14 protein-coding genes and 2 pseudogenes are annotated in these 14,725 nt (G+C 40.2%); 5 read left to right on the plus strand and 11 right to left on the minus strand.

Features of this window, described 5'->3' with window-relative positions; translation table 11 throughout:
* Positions 1 to 110 precede the first annotated feature (110 nt).
* Positions 111 to 293: pseudogene (locus AAC854_RS18275) on the plus strand (cytochrome b); the annotation flags it as partial.
* Positions 294 to 311: 18 nt separating this feature from the next.
* A complete protein-coding gene (locus tag AAC854_RS18280; protein ID WP_340618370.1) occupies positions 312 to 908 on the plus strand; it encodes a YceI family protein in 597 nt (198 codons plus the stop codon).
* A 104-nt stretch (positions 909 to 1,012) separates the two neighbouring features.
* On the opposite strand, the gene AAC854_RS18285 is transcribed toward AAC854_RS18280, so the two are convergent.
* The 3 genes from AAC854_RS18285 to pvcA are packed head-to-tail and all read right to left on the minus strand — an operon-like array spanning position 1,013 to position 4,241.
* A complete protein-coding gene (locus tag AAC854_RS18285; RefSeq protein WP_340618371.1) occupies positions 1,013 to 2,299 on the minus strand; it encodes a rhabduscin glycosyltransferase in 1,287 nt (428 codons plus the stop codon).
* Between the two features lie 30 nt (positions 2,300 to 2,329).
* On the minus strand, positions 2,330 to 3,202 hold the full coding sequence (pvcB, locus tag AAC854_RS18290; RefSeq protein WP_340618372.1) for a tyrosine isonitrile desaturase/decarboxylase: 873 nt from the start codon (positions 3,200 to 3,202) through the stop codon (positions 2,330 to 2,332).
* 34 nt (positions 3,203 to 3,236) lie between these two features.
* Positions 3,237 to 4,241, minus strand: coding sequence for an L-tyrosine isonitrile synthase (gene pvcA / locus AAC854_RS18295; protein ID WP_340618373.1), 1,005 nt, complete (start codon positions 4,239 to 4,241; stop codon positions 3,237 to 3,239).
* 441 nt (positions 4,242 to 4,682) lie between these two features.
* On the opposite strand from pvcA, the pseudogene AAC854_RS18300 reads away from it, so the two are divergent.
* A pseudogene (locus AAC854_RS18300) lies at positions 4,683 to 5,018 on the plus strand (ATP-dependent Clp protease proteolytic subunit); the annotation flags it as partial.
* 108 nt (positions 5,019 to 5,126) lie between these two features.
* Here the strand turns inward: AAC854_RS18300 and AAC854_RS18305 are convergent.
* Positions 5,127 to 5,768: a TetR/AcrR family transcriptional regulator gene (locus AAC854_RS18305; protein WP_340618374.1), complete on the minus strand. Its 642-nt coding sequence runs from the start codon at positions 5,766 to 5,768 to the stop codon at positions 5,127 to 5,129.
* Here AAC854_RS18305 and AAC854_RS18310 point away from each other — a divergent pair.
* Positions 5,718 to 7,061: an MFS transporter gene (locus AAC854_RS18310; protein WP_340618375.1), complete on the plus strand. Its 1,344-nt coding sequence runs from the start codon at positions 5,718 to 5,720 to the stop codon at positions 7,059 to 7,061. The two genes, AAC854_RS18305 and AAC854_RS18310, sit on opposite strands and share 51 nt — an antisense overlap.
* Before the next feature lie 99 nt (positions 7,062 to 7,160).
* Here the strand turns inward: AAC854_RS18310 and AAC854_RS18315 are convergent, their stop codons facing one another.
* The 3 genes from AAC854_RS18315 to eco all read right to left on the minus strand — a co-directional run bounded on the left by AAC854_RS18315 (position 7,161) and on the right by eco (position 9,205).
* Positions 7,161 to 7,604 (minus strand): GNAT family N-acetyltransferase, encoded by a 444-nt coding sequence (locus tag AAC854_RS18315; protein WP_340618376.1) that lies wholly within the window; start codon positions 7,602 to 7,604, stop codon positions 7,161 to 7,163.
* Between the two features lie 125 nt (positions 7,605 to 7,729).
* Positions 7,730 to 8,425, minus strand: coding sequence for an aquaporin Z (gene aqpZ, locus AAC854_RS18320; RefSeq protein WP_340618377.1), 696 nt, complete (start codon positions 8,423 to 8,425; stop codon positions 7,730 to 7,732).
* Positions 8,426 to 8,728: 303 nt separating this feature from the next.
* Complete coding sequence (eco, locus tag AAC854_RS18325; protein WP_340618378.1) at positions 8,729 to 9,205, minus strand: serine protease inhibitor ecotin; 477 nt, start codon at positions 9,203 to 9,205, stop codon at positions 8,729 to 8,731.
* 281 nt (positions 9,206 to 9,486) lie between these two features.
* Between eco and AAC854_RS18330 the strand changes: the two genes are divergently transcribed.
* Positions 9,487 to 9,705 carry an HP1242/YdcH family protein gene (locus tag AAC854_RS18330; protein ID WP_340618379.1) on the plus strand — a complete coding sequence of 73 codons (219 nt, stop codon included), beginning with the start codon at positions 9,487 to 9,489 and terminating at the stop codon, positions 9,703 to 9,705.
* A 144-nt stretch (positions 9,706 to 9,849) separates the two neighbouring features.
* On the opposite strand, the gene AAC854_RS18335 is transcribed toward AAC854_RS18330, so the two are convergent.
* The 4 genes from AAC854_RS18335 to AAC854_RS18350 all read right to left on the minus strand — a co-directional run.
* Positions 9,850 to 10,083: an ogr/Delta-like zinc finger family protein gene (locus tag AAC854_RS18335; RefSeq protein ID WP_340618380.1), complete on the minus strand. Its 234-nt coding sequence runs from the start codon at positions 10,081 to 10,083 to the stop codon at positions 9,850 to 9,852.
* Positions 10,084 to 10,152: 69 nt separating this feature from the next.
* Entirely contained in the window at positions 10,153 to 11,637 is a 1,485-nt protein-coding gene (locus AAC854_RS18340; protein ID WP_340618381.1) for a phage late control D family protein, read from the minus strand.
* On the minus strand, positions 11,634 to 12,140 hold the full coding sequence (locus AAC854_RS18345) for a phage tail protein (protein WP_340618382.1): 507 nt from the start codon (positions 12,138 to 12,140) through the stop codon (positions 11,634 to 11,636). Before AAC854_RS18345 ends, AAC854_RS18340 begins: the two co-directional genes overlap by 4 nt.
* Positions 12,137 to 14,725 (minus strand): phage tail tape measure protein (locus AAC854_RS18350; protein WP_340618383.1); only part of this gene is annotated, 2,589 nt, incomplete at its 5' end. The genes AAC854_RS18345 and AAC854_RS18350, both read right to left, overlap by 4 nt.

Raw genomic sequence — 14,725 nt, forward strand, 5'->3', positions numbered from 1 at the left:
AAAGCATCGATACTCATAAGAAGACTTCCCGAAAAAAGAAGTATGAAATTATATTTTTTCTTATTCGTCAAACCTGAAATTTTTTAACAAAAAGTTCACGCTCTCGCCCTGTCCCCGCCACTCTTACAGAACAGGGAATACAAGCTGATACTGCCGGTGTTATCCATCTCTATTTTGCCTGGATTGTTGTAGTGATTTCGCTACTGCATGGGCTGGCGGCATTAAAACATCACTTTATTGACCGCGATATCACCTTAAAAAGAATGTTTGGTTGTAATCCCGATAAGAAATAATTTCTGGAGAATTATTATATGGTTAATAAGACTGTACTGAAAAAAGCACTAATCGGCCTGACCGCAGGCGTTTTATTGATGGGTACCAGCTCAGCAATGGCTGCTAACTATAAAATCGATACTGCCGGTCAACATGCTTTTATTGAATTCCGCATTCAACATTTGGGTATAAGCTGGCTTCACGGTGGCTTCAGAAAATTTGACGGCAAATTTACGTTTGATGCCCAAAATCCTGCCGCAGATAAAGTTAATGTCATTATTAAAACAAACAGCGTTGATACGAATCATGCTGAGCGTGACAAGCACATACGCAGCCCTGATTTTTTGAACACGGCAAAATATCCGGAAGCTAAGTTCACGTCAACCGAAGTGAAAAAAACAGGAGAAAACTACACCATCATTGGTGATTTGACATTAAATGGCGTCACCAAGCCAGTGACACTGAACGCCAAATTAACCGGGGAAGGCAATGATCCTTGGGGCGGATACCGTGCAGGCTTTGAAGCTAACGGAAAAATCAAATTGAAAGATTTTAATATTAAAGGCGATTTGGGGCCAAAAAGTCAGGAAGTCGAGTTAGTCATTTCTGTTGAAGGTGTGAGAGAAAAAGCTTAATCGTGAAAGAACGCGGTAGAATAAACATACCGCGTTCTGTTTTCATGTTTTATGGCTTCATAACCGATAGATATCGATTATCTACGTCATACTTTAGTGACACATCATGCTGATTGAGCAATCAATTCATCAACATGGCGAGTGATCGATTCCAAAGCATTATGAGCTGCATAATCTGCCTTAATAATCTGTGCCTGCTGATGCCATATAGGAGAGGATAATATCCTTGTCACTGCCTGATATAGCTGTTGTTCACTTGGTGTGTCCGTATGCAGGCTGATGCCACAACGAGACCAGATTACGCGAGCAACCGCTTCCAATTTACCATCCCCTGTTCCTGCAACCACCAGCGGAACACCATGACGAATAGCGGAATTCAGTGAACCATAACCCCCATTAGTAATAAAAACTGATGCACGAGGAAGCCAGCGTTCAAAATTGAGATATTCCACCACTTTAGCATTTTCTGGGATCGCTTCCCCCAATTTGTCAAAAGAACGGCCACCTGTAATCGCCAGGACCCGAACTGGCAGGTTTGCCAGCGCACGTAATGCAGGCAACAACAATTGGTTGAAATCAATATTTGCCAGTGTTCCCTGAGTCACCAGAATCAACGGCAGGCTTTCATCCGGCCAATTTATCTGGGTGTTATCATCCGCCACTTTCACACCCAATGATCCGATAAACTCCACCGTTTCGGGTAAATCATCACGGGGAAATTCAAATGACTGAGTTGCCAGTTGCAAGAAACGATCCACACCGCTCATCAGAACATCGTTGTGATCTCTGGTCAGAGGCGGACAATCTACAGCAGCCAGTGCCTGATTAAAGGCTTCCCTGACTTGTTTGATCAACTGTTGTGTTTCCTCATCCACCAATTGTTCACGGGTTAAATCGGCGGGTAACAATTCAGGCGGGATGCGAGGCCCCCAGAATATAGTATCCCTTGATGACCACGACAATGGCGTAACACCAATGGCAATCACAGGAATACGTTCACCAGCCGATTTCTGCAATAATGGCAGCGCTGAATAAAATGTATTGTCGATAATCAAAAGATCAGCTTGTGCTTCTTCAAGTACCTGCATCAATTGGCTAGACAACACAGGGATAGGAGCTGCAAAAAACTGCCTCACTGCCAGAGCCATCTGGGTATTTCCGGGAGAATGCTCTGCCCGTTCAGGGAAGTGTTTTTCCAGACAACGATAATCAATATCCACTTGCTTATCGAAAGGAACAAAACCGGCTCCCAATGCTTCTGCCTGCTGTTGAAAAAGAGAACCACTGAATATCGTTACATCATGTCCCTGCCCTATTAAATGCTCCGTAATAGTAAATATTGGAAAAACATGGCCTGGGGTTGCAACAGCGGCTAAGACAATACGAGACATTAATCAAAACTCCTCTAAAGCAACTTTTATTTAATCCGAATCTGAAACTGTAATAGTGCGAAAACTGTGGTTTTCACATACAGGTTCGCCATGGATATGTACCCGCTGAATATGACGAGGGGAACGGGAAATAAAAGCTTCACGTCCATGTAATAAAGTAAAATTATCGCTGATGGCAATATCGCCGGACTGCCATTGGTGAGAATATAAATAACGCGGATCATATAACCGCTCGTATAGCGTTTTCTCCAGCGTTTCCTGCTCTTCCTGTGATAATCCGTGCATGACTAAAGCATGATGATCGGCGTATTTCTCATCTTCTTTATTCATCGGTTCATTGTAACGGAGTACCCATCGCTCCCCATCCGGATGGGAACAAATCAGCGGTGAAACAACTTCTCCGCCATAATGTGTCACCTTACTTGTGCGATACGTAATCGTTATGTCTTTCCATTTATTGCGCTCGTCATCGCTGGCATCAGCAATTAATTTCTCAGTATTGACGAAAGTAGTTCGCCCTCCCTGAGCAGCCTCTGGCGCAGCCACGCAATGAAATATCTGAAATTCAGGGATTGTCTCCCTGTACATTCCATCCCAATGTAGCGGTAAATTACCGCTGTCCAAAACATGATCAGAAGGTTCAGGATGTTCCATCACATCCAATACCGCACCAAATGACCACATCATGATTTCACCCCAGCGGCTGGAATATTCTGTCAACTTCTCTTTATCCGTAAAACCAGACCGGAAGCCACGCAACACAACCAACAAATGAGCGCGGGCCAGTTCACGCAGGGCATCAACCGGCAACGTGCTGATATCCTGATCAGGATAATTAGGTGTAATCAGCAGCCCAAACGGTTTTACCACTTCAATATTGCAATCGAGTTCATATGTATTCATGATTCTTTCTCTCAAAAGTTGGTATATCACAGGGTTATTCTGCCTGTGCTGCCTTTAGGGATTTTGTTTGTTGATTTTCTTCAGGTATCCCATTAATCACGTAATGGCTTGGCACACCACGAATTTCGATCAGTTGTCCCTGCATCCGTTTTACTTCATCACTTTTCATCAGCACGAACTGACCATTAATGTTGGCGGCCACACCATGCCAAGGCGTCAGCCAATCATCCCGGGTCGGCATCATATGAATACCAATTTTGATGCTGTCTACAGACTGTGGATGAATGGAGAGACGAATTGCCAATGGGAATTGCTCCGCAAGCAGGTTACCCCAAGCCCAACTACGCTGAATAACCCCAACAGATCGCTGGCGTGCATCTTTTTGCAGCGCATTTTTCGATCCGGTGTATTCTGGCAATAAACTATCCTCATAAAGAAAACGCGTAATAGCCCGATATAATTGAACACCTTCTTCGTTTTCTTTCAGTGTTGCCTTAATCTCCTCTATTGAAGAAGCATAACGACTCACCAATAATTCACGTAATTGATCATAATCATTGGTATATTGCGTGAGTGATTCAACATTGCCGAGATTAAAGACTGAAAGGTGAGTTGCACCTAATTCTTGCAGTAACTTTTCAATTTCCAATTGGTAATGAGTAATGGTGTTATCATCAACCCGAATAAGATCACTGAATACATGCCCATCAGAACAAATAACAATATTTGCTCCAGGCGGGTAATAAAGCTGAATACGCTGGCAAAACGAATTTAAAAAAATTAATGATAACTTTTCCGCCATATCAGGCATCTTACCTAATACTTTGCGGGGGTTTGGTGATTTTGTCGGAAACGCAGGCAAAATGCACTCGATGGGCTTTCCCTGTTCCACAAATGCACGAATACGCGGTAGCTGAACTTCTGAAACTCTCTTTTCTTCATATTGAAGCGAATGTTCAGATCCCGGGAAACGGCGCCTATACTGTAACAATTCATGCAGAATCTTATTCGACACTTTTTCTATGTCAAAATGTTCCATAACTCATTCCTAATTTATTACATCTACACTATAGCCAACTAAAGTTACGCTGGCAGAACGAAAATACTTATATTTATAAGATACCAACTCACTTGCTTCTTTATATAGACAAACAAAAAAATAAAAAAACATAGAATAAAATCCCATAAGATATAACCAAAGAAAAAACAAAAAATATTATGGATTTTATCTTATTTAATTACATTTATAACATTATCACAAAAATCACACAGCTAAATATATAACATAATAATTTCACAAAACAATTAAATTTTTTAAAAAAATAATTCAATTTTTTTGACATTGAAACTTAACCTAAATAATTATGATATTTCCTGCAAAAATGACTTCCATAAGCTATATTAATTAAACATATAATATTATTTGTTATAGGAGCAAAAAGTCGTGAATAATAAATTTACCAATCAATTTGAGAAAAGTATGAACACAATGCCATATGTTCATAATCAACTCATTAAATCGCGTTCTATTATCATTTCTGGAGAAATTAATCAGCAACTCGCTGAAAAAGTGATGACCCAACTGCTAATTTTGCAAGAAATCAGTCATGAACCAATAAAAATATTTATCAATAGCCAAGGTGGCCATGTTGAAGCAGGAGATACCCTGCATGACATGATTAAATTCATCAGACCGGAAGTCATGATGATTGGTACGGGTTGGGTTGCAAGCGCTGGGATCACCATATTCCTTGCCGCCAACAAAGAAAATCGTTACTCACTGCCAAATACCCGCTTTATGATCCATCAGCCTCTAATTACAGTATCGTCGGACAAATTATTCGTCATTGGAATGAGTTGCAATCATTCCAATGAGAGCTGTTTTTTTTGCCGGGTTGCAATATTTTCTGATATTAAGCCACTACTAAGATATTGCAGCCATTGCAGGATCAATTAAACTCATAAGTTCGTCTTTTGATGCTCCGTCACGAGCCTGAAATGAAATTGCTTGCATAATTCCAAGAAAATATGATGCCAATTTTCCAACACTGATATCAGCAGATAATTCACCATTTTCTACTCCCTCAGCTATCCGGGTATGAATCAATGCCAGCGTGTTTTTACGCACAGTTTTCAAGTAAGTGTAAACATCATCATTTTCTTGTAGATTGTTAATTATTCCTAAAATAAGCAAACATCCTCCAGAACGTTTTGAAGTAGCGATATCCACTGAACATTCCAACATCGCTCTCAATCCTTCCCGCACACTACTGGCTTCATTCAGTCTATCCATAGCCTTAGCACCTACAGTTTTAATGTAGAGTTCAACCGCTGAATAGAAGACTTTTTTCTTGCTACCAAATGCTGCATAAAAACTCGGTGGATTGATATTCATCGCAGCTGTGAGATCAACAAGCTGTGTCCCTTCATAACCTTTAACCCAAAACAGCTCCATTGCCTGTTGAAGTGCAATATCTCGGTCAAAACTTGGGGGGCGTCCTCGTAATGTCATCATATGTACCATCAATATTTTTGTAGTGACTATAACATAAATACCTTGACGCATTTTCGCAAGTCATATAATTTTGTAATTAACACTACAAAATTAATCAATAAACAAGCAAAAAAGACGACTATGGAAAAAAATCAGCTTAATATCACTCATCATTGCCAGCCTACTGCAAAGAAAAAATCTCTTCCCTTTTCTATTTACATATTGGCAATCGGCATCTTCACCATTGTAACAAGTGAATTTCAAGTAACGGGCATGATGCCAATCATGGCTCATGATTTAGGTATCTCTATTTCTCAAGTTGGTTATCTTGTTTCCTTATATGCCCTAGCCATGGCTTTTGGCGGCCCATTTTTAGCCATGAGCTTATTAAAAACGCCTCCCAAAAGCGCATTAATCATTCTCTATCTCATTTTCATTTTTGGTGAAATGTTTGGAGCACTTGCGACCTCATATCCTATGCTGATGATAGCAAGAGTCATAACTGGTGTTGTTTCAGGCGCCTTTTTTGGCGTCACATTAGCAATCTGTGTAGAACTTGTTGCAGAACAGCAACGAGGATGGGCTATTTCAATAGTACTTTCCGGTATTATGGTAGGAACTATCTTGGGGTTACCCATAGCAAACTTGATAGGCACCTATTCAGGTTGGCGAGAAAGTTTTTGGGCAACCAGCATATTGGCTATACTCGCCAGCCTCGTAAATATACTCTGCTTACCTACTATTCCAAAACTTCCCACAACTAATGTGTGGGAGGAGCTGAGTAGCCTAAAAAAACTAAAATTATGGAGAATTTTTTCCACTAGTTTACTGATTATTGGAGCAACCTTTTCAGCATTTACTTATTTCATACCAATATTAAAAGAAGTCACTGGTTACAGTGATAATATGATATCCAATTTACTTTTTGTTTATGGTGCCGCCACAATAGTGGGCAATATTGTGGTCGGAAAGTTAGCTGATCGCTACGCTGTTGCAGCCTTAACTATCGGCTTAATTTCTCTGGCCTTATTTCTTTTTTTATTTGGTTTGTTTGCAGAGCAAAAATTACTTTCAACTCTATCTATAATCGGCATCGGATTAGTGGGAGTAACCATGAACCCAGCAATGGTAACACGAGTTATGAGAACTGCTAATGGCCGTCCACTGATGAATACTATTCATTCCTCTGTAATTACTTGTGGTGTTGTCATTGGTTCTTTTCTCGGTGGATTTTGTATTAACTTAGGATGGGGATTGAAGGCACCATTATGGGTAGGTGGAGGTATGGCTCTGGCTGGTTTAATCACCCTACTGCCCGATATTATTACTTTATTTAAAAAAAATGCTACTGTTAAAAAACGATGACTCTTATTTTTTTAAGTTATTTTGCATTCTTCTAGTAAGAAGATATAGGCAACACAGGCGGTATTATCCAAAACCAATAATAACCGCCTGATTTCTTTATCATCTATCTAAGTTATTTGGCATTTTCGTTTTATCCAGCATCCACAAAAAATCCTTCTCTGTAACAGGCTCAAAACCAAATTTTTTATAAAGCCCTCCCGCAGTAGAAGTTACTAATGCCACATTTTGTACATGAGGAATGACCGGATGTTGCAAAATACATTCCACCAGCCAACGTCCTAATCCTTTTTTCTGGTATTCCTCAATAATAAACACATCTGAGATATAAGAAAATATGGCAAAGTCAGTTATTAATCTGGCAAATCCAATTTCTTTATCACGATGAAACAGTCCAAAGTATAAACTATTTTCTATCGCAGTTTTGACTCTTTCAAACTCAATACCGCGTGCCCAAAACAATTGCGACAACTCACTATGTACGAAATGAATATCAATTTTTCTCTTATCTGTTGTTATCCAGTATTCACCTCGCTCCCATGTCATATACTTCTCCATCATTTTTCCTTTTAATAATAGATTGAACTGTGAGGAAAATTTATCATAAAAATGAGAAAAAAATCCATGCTATAGCATGGATTTTCAAAATGAGAGGAATATTAATTAATGAGTCAGTCTTCTTTCTGTAATAGTATCCGATATATCAATCCACCAATAGCACCACCAATTAATGGAATCAACCAAAATACCCAAAGTTGCTCCAAGGCCCAAGTTCCTTGAAAAATAGCAACTGCTGTACTTCTTGCCGGGTTAACAGACGTATTTGTCACAGGAATACTGATTAAATGAATAAGGGTTAAAGACAGACCAATAGCTAATGGTGCGAAGCCAGCCGGCGCATTTTTATCTGTTGCCCCAAGAATGATCATCAAGAAAAATGCGGTTAATACTAATTCAATAATAATTGCAGCTTGTAATGAAAAACCACCTGGAGAATGTTCGCCGTAACCATTAGAGGCAAAACCACTCGCCGTTGCATCAAAACCACTTTGACCACTGGCGATAAGATAAAGTACTGCTGCTGCTGCAATCCCGCCAATCACTTGAGCAATGATATAAGGAAGGACATCTTTTGCAGAAATACGCCCTCCTGCAAATAATCCCAATGTTACCGCAGGATTAAAATGCCCTCCTGAAATATACCCCACGGCATAGGCCATTGTCACCACAGTTAAACCAAAAGCCAGAGATACCCCCAAAAAACCAATCCCCAGCTGTGGAAATGCTGCTGCTAAAACAGCACTGCCACATCCGCCAAACACCAACCAAAAAGTACCAAAGAACTCTGCTGATAGTTTTTTAAACATTCTACGATTCCTCAATGATATTTGCATGAATGCAAAAGAATCCAAAAACAGTTTAGTTAGTATTTTTAAATATGGGCAAGGAATTACAGGCAGAAAAAAAGGAGAAACAAATATCATCAATGTGAATTTGAAGTTCAGTTTCTTATGGGATGCTCTATTGTTAACCTAGTGAAAAATAATGTCGTAGAAACAGCTAATTTATGAAAAGTAAAACAATTCAAAAACAGAAATTAATGCTATAAATCGAACAACCTGAGTTTAATATCATGAAAACTCAGGTTGTTGATTTACCAGATCAATAGATTATTTATGCACTGCTTCCTTGACTTCATCCGATGCCTGCCAAATACGATATTTAACTGTCATCGATTTTGGTGTATATACCACGATAGGTAATTTGCTGTTATAACGTATAAGCGCATCTTTACCTAAATTAACCTGAACAAAACGTACTGTTTTTTCCTTATTTGGACAGGCCATTTTTGTTGAAGCGGGACCAGAGACTTTATTTAGCTCATAATAATCATATCCCCACCCTTCCAATACTTTGGTCTCCAACTTGCCACCAAACCAATGATGGTTGCAATCCACTTTCATGTCCTTGCCAATCATCAACTCAACCATGTAGTTGTTTTCATGCTCTTTCTGGGGAAGTTCAATCACACTGCGTACCATTCCCTCAGAAGCAGCAGGATAAGGTGCTACATCTTCCAGTTTTTTGTCAGCGAAAACAGAAGTCGATACCATCAAAGCAGCTAAAGGAAATAGATATTTTTTCATATATCACCTCTGAATATATTTAAAAAGGAGATTGAATCATAACAACAAAAACACTGATGTGAATTATGTTTTTTTGGCAATGCCCTGATTTTTAGGCTTATTCCATAAACTTAAAGAATATGCAACAAAAGTTAATATTAATTTTCATTAACAATAAGTTAGCCATACAATTAGCCATACAAAGAGTACCCGATCTTTTTATGTGATATCTCTCAAATCTGAGATTACAATGGGCTGCTACACTCGTATAGTGTGGTAGTAAATTTCGTATAGGAGGTCTCATGTTTCCAGAATATCGTGATTTAGTATCCAACCTGAAAGAATCTCATCCCCGCTTCCAATCCCTGTTTGAAAAACATAACCGACTTGACAACGAGATAACCCAGCTTGAAGGCCCAAATGGAACTGGCTACAGCGATAAAGTTATACGTCTGAAAAAAGAAAAATTACACATCAAAGATGAGATGCAAAGGATTTTGCAGGCAGAATCCCAGAAATAGCCCTGCCAATAATTTTAACGCCTGCTTTGTTAATAAGTAGGCGTCATATAAAGTTCTCGATTAGAGAACCCCGACAATTCCACATCCATAAAAAAGCCACCATAACGGTGGCAAAAACTGGAGCAATGATTTTTTCGTTATTTATTATACGGCAGCCGCTTTCTGGCGAGGTTGTCTCTTAGCTTTTGCCTTTGGATGCGGCGTTACATTCTGGACTTCACCCGGCTTAGAAATGAAACGGACAAAGGTTTCATGGCTGACGAACGTTGCTCCACAATTGATGTTCTGACATTGGTTATAGCGCTCCTTTGTTTGGCTTGAATGTTCGAAGCTGCTACGAGTATGTGCTGACTGATCACACAGAGGACACTTAATCATATTGTTCACCTTTCTTGAAATAACATCTTCTCGTCTGGTGAACAATATACCAAAGATCTCATATCGAGATCAAGTGTTTATTTCAGTATTCTCAGTTTTGGTTTCGATATCATCAAGTTTAATCTCGAGATCCAGTGATGTTGTAAAGCCACTGTCATTGAGATTATGGGTCACTTTGACTATCGTCCAGCTAGTTCCGTTTATCTCCGGCTTAAATCCATCAATTTGTACAGGTGTTTCAGGATAAATGTCAGCACGCCCTTTCGCCAAAGTGATAGAAAACTGAGCCGCTCCTCTCTGTAGTTTTTTCCAAACTGCTTCAGCAGCACGTTCTGCTTCTTCTTTGCTGTTATATACACGGGAGAGTTTCAGTACATTCTCTTCTGTTCCTTGCAAATATTTTTGAGCTTCTTGTTTGGTCGTCTTGGTTTCAGTCGTTGCTTCATGAGACTCAAGCACTGATTCTTGCTTTTCTTCATAATAAGACTGACTTTTATCTCTTCGAGTATTATCACCACCCAACTTTTTTGCTTTTTTGTGGCTGGGCTTGTCATAAGGAGATGTTTTACCCCCCTTCTTTTTAGGATCTTTTTTCGATAAATCGACAACACCTGGCTTTTTGTTTTTACCTTTCACCATCTTGTGGTCTTTTTTATCTTTCCTTTTGAAAAAACTAAAATTAGAAGGAGAACTACTCGTTTTAAGCACAGTTTTATCTGATACCTGAGTTTTGCTGCTGTCATAGTGAACAGAAACATCAACCTTTGTGTTCTTTGACTCCTGCCGTTTATAGGTTACTGTTTGTTTAGACGCCCTTTGTGTATCCCACCATTGAGCGACCACACCAGTATAAGCTTCACGATCGGACAGAGAAAACCGATGGCTATCCCCTGATTGACGAGTAATCAAAACAGGAGGAATTGCCATACCACTCGCACTCTTATTTTGTCCTTGAAGAATAAACAGCAATTCACCATTTTTGACTGAAGCAATCGCCCCTTCCTGCTGAGCTATGCGTGTCAGAAAGCTCACATCAGATTCATTAGTTTGATCGATATGTATAGAGATTCCTTTCAATTCATTGCTGATTTGAAATTGCAGGTGGTTTCTCGTGGCAATCGTACTAACAATACTCTCTAACGAGTGTTTATGATAAGACGCTTCGCGCTTGACATTCAGATCACCACGAAAATCAGCGCTGCGGGCACGAACTGTCAGCCGATCAGGGGCACCAGAATGTTCAATTTCATCAACGACAAACTTTCCCTTTGGGGTTAAGGGGTGGCCATACCACCCCAATTCCAGTATCAGAATATCACCCCGGGAAGGAAATATAAGTTTTCCATCCGCATCATCCAACTCAATATCTAGCTGATCTGATTCCAAGCCGCGGTTATCCGTCAGTGTGAGAGACATTAAACGTGATTGAATTTTGCCAGTGATATCCTTGTTATTGGTTTCCAATCGAAAAGCCGGTGCACCATCTTTGCCAGTAATCAAATCAAATTGGGGAACCCAATCTGTACCTGGTATCCACTGTTGAAAATCTATCATGAGAATGCTCCCTTAACTTTATCAATGGCTTGATCCTTAAGTTTATAAAGCTCATCCAATGACTTAGGCAGTTGGTTCCTTATTTCAGATAGCTGCTCCTGCAAATCTCCCAACATTTCAAGCAGATTGTTATCAACCCGCCGTAAGGTCAGTGTAAAACTGATTTTTCTGGCCGCACCGCCCGACATAAATTCCGTTTTTGTCTCATCAATGCTTTCGATAACGAACATGCCATAAATCGCACCACTACCATCAATGAAAGACCATGCTTTACCACTGTCTGCCATTAATTTCAATGCGGTCAGAGAAAGAGAACCACCTGTCAGCTCAGGATAAAGTTCCCCTGATAGCGTGACCGTGTCATTATCCGGACCGATAAACTGCCAGGCAGGCCGTGCTCCCACACGGCTATTGAAGGCATGTCTCCAGCTTTGTTTATGCTGAAAACTCTGGTATGGCGTTGTTTTCAACATAAAAACGAATAAACCAAGTGCAGCCATCATGAGAATAATTCCTCCCTATCAGAATATGAGCTACGCATACGGGCTTGCTGCATACGTTCCCGTTGTTCCAGTTCCTGTCTGACCATTCGGGCAATATCCTGAGCGGATTGTCCCTGTGAACCATAGACATAAATGTTATATTGCGGGGCACCACCAAATTGTTGTGGCTGATTCCGCTCCCTTTTCGCCTGAACTTCCTCATAAGAATGAGTAGGTAAACTTTGCGGATGCAGCGGTGTATCCTGTGCCGCTACGGGCAAAGACATTGAAGCGACAGCAACCCCCAAGGCAGCATAATTCGCCGTATTTTTACGACTGATGACATTTGCCGAACCACTAATAATTTCAGGACCGCGCTCACCTACGATGCCAATTTCTCCCGCTGAAATGGAGCCACCTTTATCGTATTGACCAATTTGTTTCGCTTTTTCATTAGTTTCGTTATTGGTTATTTCCTTTGAGGTTTTTACAACAATTTCCTTTTTATCATCACCTGACCACCACGATTTAAATATGTCAGTAATAGAGGAAATTTTACCTTTCAGGGCCTCCCATTTTTCTTGAATACCCGTTAACAAGCTATCGATCATTTCCGAACCAGCAGCTTTTAATTTTTCCGGAATGGCTTGAACATCAGCAATAATTTCATTCCATCTATCTGAAATTGATTTTTTAACGTTCTCCCAGATTTCTAATGTATTCTGCTTAACGGATTCCCAAACTCCACTTATTGTAGCTTTAACCGATTCCCAAGCATCTGAAGCACTTTGTTTAATGGTATCCCAGTTTTGGTAGATAATGCCTATTAGCCCACCATTCATGAAATAACTCTTAATACCTTCCCATGCGGTATTCACAAGGTTTTTAATTCCTTCCCAAGCACCGCTGAAGATATTTTTAACGCTTTCCCATAACGCTGTAAATTTTGGTCCCAATGTTTCCCAGTTCTGCCAAATATAAATAGCAGCCATTGCGATAATGCCAATAACAGCAAGAATTGGGTTTGCCATCATAGCCCGGCCAATAAACATCATTGCCTTGCCTAAGATATTGAAAGCGCTACTTAAAAAAGATAATCCTTTTACACCAACACTTGCCAGAATATTTATACCACTACCTAAAACTCCAAAAACTTTTTGACCAATGTTCCCTAATACCCCCAAGCCTTTTCTTTGGTTTCCAAAAGTATCTTTACCTCCTTTGTTAGATAGTAAATCAGCACCATCATTAAGTGAGCCAAAAACCTTGTTTCCGGTTTTACCAAAAAAATCCATGGCAGCTCTTAGCGCTTCCAACGCTTCGGTGCCGAATTGTGCAAATGCCTTCAAGCCATCTCTCAAATTCTCCATAGCCTGAATTCCCACCTGCGCAAATCTATTCAGATTGGCTCTTAACTCCTCCAGCCCCTGAACCCCGATCTGAGTAAATATATCCAGACTGGATTTCAACTTATCCAGTGCCTGAATGCCTAATTGTGCAAAGAAATTGAGGCTGGCTTTTAACTCTTCCAAAGCCTGCATACCCAATTTAGCAAATACATCCAGAGGAGATATTAATTTATCCAGCGCCTGAACACCCATCTGCACAAAGGCATCCAGGGTGGATTTTAATTTATCCAACGCCTGAGTTCCCAGTTGTGCAAATATATCCAAAGGAGCTGTTAATTTATTCAGCGCCTGAACGCCCAACTGAACAAAGGCATCCAGTGTGGATTTTAATTTATCCAGTGCCTGAATACCTAATTGTGCAAAAAAGTTCAGGCTGGCTTTTAACTCTTCAAAAGCGTTAGTTCCCAACTGCACAAATGCATCCAGACTGGACTTTAATTTATCCAGTGCTTGAACACCTAATTGTGCAAAAAAATTCAGGCTGGCTTTTAACTCTTCAAAAGCGCTAGTTCCCAGCTGCACAAATGCATCCAGACTGGACTTTAATTTATCCAGTGCTTGAACACCTAATTGTGCAAATAAATTTAAACTGACTTTTAATTCTTCAAAAGCCTTAATTCCCAGTTGAACAAACGCATCCAAAGGATATGTTAATTTATTCAGCGCCTGAATTCCTAATTGCACAAAAGCATCCAAGCTGGACTTTAGTGTTTCCAGTGCCTGACTACCCAGTTCCGCAAACCTGTTCAGGCTAACTCTTAGATCAACAAAAATCTGAATTCCAAACTGCGCAAAAATATTCAGACTGGCTTTTAATTCAACAAAAGCGCTAATCCCTAGCTGTACGAAAAAGTTCAGGCTGGCTCTTAACTCAACAAACGCCCGAACGCCCAACTGCACAAAAAAGTTCAGGCTGGTTCTCAGCTCAACAAACGCCCGAACACCCAACTGTACGAAAAAGTTCAGGCTGGCTCTTAACTCAGCAAATGCCTGAACACCCAGCTGTACGAAAAAGTTCAGGCTGGCTTTTAACTCAACAAACGCCCGAACGCCCAATTGCACAAAAAAGTTCAGGCTGGTTCTTAACTCAACAAACGCCCGAACGCCCAATTGCACAAAAAAGTTCAGGCTGGTTCTTAACTCAACAAACGCCCGAACGCCCATCTGTACGAAAAAGTTCAGGCTGGCCCTTAGCTC

Source organism: Xenorhabdus entomophaga (assembly GCF_037996725.1).
Lineage (GTDB): Bacteria > Pseudomonadota > Gammaproteobacteria > Enterobacterales > Enterobacteriaceae > Xenorhabdus > Xenorhabdus khoisanae.

Bases quoted from the DNA above. Each gene is read 5' to 3' on its own strand.
- AAC854_RS18335 (WP_340618380.1), bottom strand. From the start codon at position 10,083: ATGATTAAGTGTCCTCTGTGTGATCAGTCAGCACATACTCGTAGCAGC.
- AAC854_RS18280 (WP_340618370.1), top strand. From the start codon at position 312: ATGGTTAATAAGACTGTACTGAAAAAAGCACTAATCGGCCTGACCGCA.
- AAC854_RS18315 (WP_340618376.1), bottom strand. From the start codon at position 7,604: ATGACATGGGAGCGAGGTGAATACTGGATAACAACAGATAAGAGAAAA.
- pvcB (WP_340618372.1), bottom strand. From the start codon at position 3,202: ATGAATACATATGAACTCGATTGCAATATTGAAGTGGTAAAACCGTTT.
- AAC854_RS18340 (WP_340618381.1), bottom strand. From the start codon at position 11,637: ATGATAGATTTTCAACAGTGGATACCAGGTACAGATTGGGTTCCCCAA.
- AAC854_RS18330 (WP_340618379.1), top strand. From the start codon at position 9,487: ATGTTTCCAGAATATCGTGATTTAGTATCCAACCTGAAAGAATCTCAT.
- AAC854_RS18305 (WP_340618374.1), bottom strand. From the start codon at position 5,768: ATGCGTCAAGGTATTTATGTTATAGTCACTACAAAAATATTGATGGTA.
- AAC854_RS18345 (WP_340618382.1), bottom strand. From the start codon at position 12,140: ATGATGGCTGCACTTGGTTTATTCGTTTTTATGTTGAAAACAACGCCA.
- AAC854_RS18310 (WP_340618375.1), top strand. From the start codon at position 5,718: ATGTACCATCAATATTTTTGTAGTGACTATAACATAAATACCTTGACG.
- eco (WP_340618378.1), bottom strand. From the start codon at position 9,205: ATGAAAAAATATCTATTTCCTTTAGCTGCTTTGATGGTATCGACTTCT.
- aqpZ (WP_340618377.1), bottom strand. From the start codon at position 8,425: ATGTTTAAAAAACTATCAGCAGAGTTCTTTGGTACTTTTTGGTTGGTG.
- AAC854_RS18285 (WP_340618371.1), bottom strand. From the start codon at position 2,299: ATGTCTCGTATTGTCTTAGCCGCTGTTGCAACCCCAGGCCATGTTTTT.
- pvcA (WP_340618373.1), bottom strand. From the start codon at position 4,241: ATGGAACATTTTGACATAGAAAAAGTGTCGAATAAGATTCTGCATGAA.